Consider the following 2,775-nt stretch of genomic DNA (forward strand, 5'->3'; position numbering starts at 1 on the left):
ATCGGGGCGCGGCAGATCGCCACGCCGCAGCCGCTGCTGACCGGGCTGATCGCGGCACGCGCCGGATGAGTCGGCACGATAAAAGAAGCGTTGACTGTAAGTTTAGATTGACATTTTGTTTTGTACTTGTAAGCTGACATTTACAATACGACCGCACGGTTCGCGGCACTCCAGAGGGGACGTGCCTTGCTCGACAGTCTCGCCATCATCATCGAAAGACCGTTCGACCTGTCGCTCCGGCGGGTGAGGCTCGATGCGCCCGCGGCCACGGATGTGGTGGTCGAGGTGGCGTGGTCGGGGGTGAGCACCGGCACGGAGAAGCTGATCTTCACCGGCGAGATGCCGCCCTTTCCGGGCATGGGTTATCCGCTGGTGCCGGGCTACGAGGCGACGGGCACGATTGTCGAGGCAGGGCACGCGGTGCGCGGCCGGCTGGGCGAGACGGTGTTCGTTCCGGGAGCCCGCTGCTTCGGCGAGATGCGCGCGCTGTTCGGCGCGGATTCACGACATTTGGTAGTGCCGGCCGAGCGGGCGGTGTGGGTTCCCGCCGCACTCGGCGCGAACGCGACCCTGCTGGCGCTGGCGGCGACGGCCCGGCATGCGATCAGGGTTGCCGGCGGCGCGCCGGAGCTGATCGTCGGGCATGGCGTTCTCGGCCGGCTGATCGCCCGCCTCGCGACGCTCGATGGCGGGGCGCCGGTGGTCTGGGAAACCAGGGCGGCGCGGTTCGCGGGGGCGCAAGGCTATGAGGTGTGGGCCGCGGCGGACGATCCGCGGCGGGATTATCGCACGATCATCGACGCCTCGGGCGATTCCGCAATTCTCGACCGGCTGATCGGGCGCCTGGCGCCGGGGGGGATGATCACCCTCGCCGGGTTTTACGCCGCCCCGCTCGGCTTTGCCTTCCCCCCGGCCTTCATGCGCGAGGCGCGGATTGCCATCGCCGCCCAATGGCAGCCGGAGGATCTCGCCGATGTCGCCGCGCGCGTCGCGGCGGGGCGACTCGACCTGTCCGGCCTGGTGACGCACCGGGTGCCGGCGGCGGACGCGGCGCAAGCCTATCCCGCCGCCTTCAAAGACGATTCCTGCCTCAAACTGCTCATCGACTGGAGAGACATGACATGAACGCAAGCGCCGGCCGCACGGCTCCCGATACCGAGATTGGCGCGAGCGCGAATCCGGCGAAGAAGACCCAGATCATCGCGATCTACGGCAAGGGGGGGATCGGCAAGAGTTTCACCCTCGCCAACCTGTCGTATTCGATGGCGCAGCTCGGCAAGCGGGTGCTGCTGATCGGGTGCGACCCGAAGAGCGACACGACCTCGCTGCTGTTCGGTGGCAAGTCGTGCCCGACGATCATCGAGACCTCGGCGCGGCGCAAGGCCGCCGGCGAGGCGGTGGAGATCGGCGATGTCTGCTTCAAGCGCGACGGCGTGTTCGCCATGGAGCTGGGCGGCCCGGAAGTCGGGCGCGGCTGCGGCGGGCGCGGGATCATCCACGGGTTCGAGCTGCTCGACAAGCTGGGCTTTCACCAGTGGGATTTCGATTACGTGCTGCTCGACTTCCTGGGCGACGTGGTCTGCGGCGGGTTCGGCCTGCCGATCGCCCGCGATCTTTGCCAGAAGGTGATCGTGGTCGGCTCGAACGACCTGCAATCGCTCTATGTCGCCAACAATGTCTGCTCGGCGGTGGATTATTTCCGCAAGCTCGGCGGCAATGTCGGCGTTGCCGGGCTGGTGATCAACAAGGATGACGGCACCGGCGAGGCACAGGCCTTCGCCGCGGCGGCGGGGATTCCGGTGCTGGCCGCGATTCCGGCGGATGAGGATATCCGCCGCAAATCGGCGAATTACGAGATCGTCGGGCGGCCCGGCGGGCGCTGGTCGCCGCTGTTCGAGGCGCTGGGCGTGCAGGTGGCCGAGGCGCCGCCGATCCGCCCGACGCCGCTGAGCCAGGACGGGCTGCTCGGCCTGTTCAAGGGCGACGCGGTGGGCCGCGGCGTGGTGCTGGACCCGGCGAGCCTCGAGGACATGTGCGGTTCGGACGTGCTGAACCGGCCGTCCCTCGAAGTCGTCTACGAGGGGGCCTGACCATGCCCCCGCCGGAGGGAACGATCGCGCGGCCGCAGGACTCCGGCTGCCATGGCGGGCGGGAGACGATGCGCGAGGCCGCCCGCGCCGCCGGCAAGTCCGCCGTGCTGGAGCGGCTCGCCGCCGATTATCCGCAGGGGCCGCACGACCAGCCGCAATCGATGTGCCCGGCCTTCGGGTCGTTGCGCGTCGGCCTGCGGATGCGGCGGGTGGCGACGATCCTGTCCGGCTCGGCCTGCTGCGTCTACGGTCTCACCTTCACCTCGCATTTCTACGGCGCGCGCCGCAGCGTCGGCTACGTGCCGTTCGATTCCGAGACGCTGGTGACCGGCCAGCTCTTCGAGGATATCCGCGACGCGGTGCGCCGGACGGCGCAGCCGGACGCGTATGACGCCGTCGTCGTCATCAATCTGTGCGTGCCGACCGCTTCGGGCGTGCCGCTCGACCTGCTGCCGCGGGAGATCGACGGTGTGCGGGTGATCGGCATCGACGTGCCGGGCTTCGGCGTGCCGACCCATGCCGAGGCGAAGGACGTGCTGGCCGGGGCGATGCTGCGCTATGCGCGGCGCGAGGCTGAGGCCGGCGCGGTGGCGCGGCCGCGCGCGGGGCTTGCCGAGGATCGGCGGGTCACCCTGCTGGGCGAGCTGTTCCCCGCCGATCCGCCAGGGGTTGCGGCGATGCTGGC

General features: G+C 69.5%; 3 protein-coding genes. All 3 read left to right on the top strand.

Features of this window, described 5'->3' with window-relative positions; translation table 11 throughout:
• Nucleotides 1–186: 186 nt before the first annotated feature.
• Nucleotides 187–1,125 (top strand): chlorophyll synthesis pathway protein BchC, encoded by a 939-nt coding sequence (bchC, locus tag APM_RS11555; RefSeq protein ID WP_007423560.1) that lies wholly within the window; start codon nucleotides 187–189, stop codon nucleotides 1,123–1,125.
• Nucleotides 1,122–2,090 carry a chlorophyllide a reductase iron protein subunit X gene (locus tag APM_RS11560; protein ID WP_007423561.1) on the top strand — a complete coding sequence of 323 codons (969 nt, stop codon included), beginning with the start codon at nucleotides 1,122–1,124 and terminating at the stop codon, nucleotides 2,088–2,090. The genes bchC and APM_RS11560 overlap by 4 nt, the downstream gene beginning before the upstream one ends.
• 2 nt (nucleotides 2,091–2,092) lie before the next feature.
• Nucleotides 2,093–2,775: nitrogenase component 1 (locus APM_RS11565; protein WP_007423562.1), on the top strand; the 683-nt coding region annotated here is incomplete at its 3' end.

Origin of the sequence: Acidiphilium sp. PM, assembly GCF_000219295.1 — a bacterium.
Classification (GTDB): domain Bacteria; phylum Pseudomonadota; class Alphaproteobacteria; order Acetobacterales; family Acetobacteraceae; genus Acidiphilium; species Acidiphilium multivorum.

Coding starts and splice junctions, on each gene's coding strand:
- APM_RS11560 (WP_007423561.1), top strand. CDS start 1,122: ATGAACGCAAGCGCCGGCCGCACGGCTCCCGATACCGAGATTGGCGCG.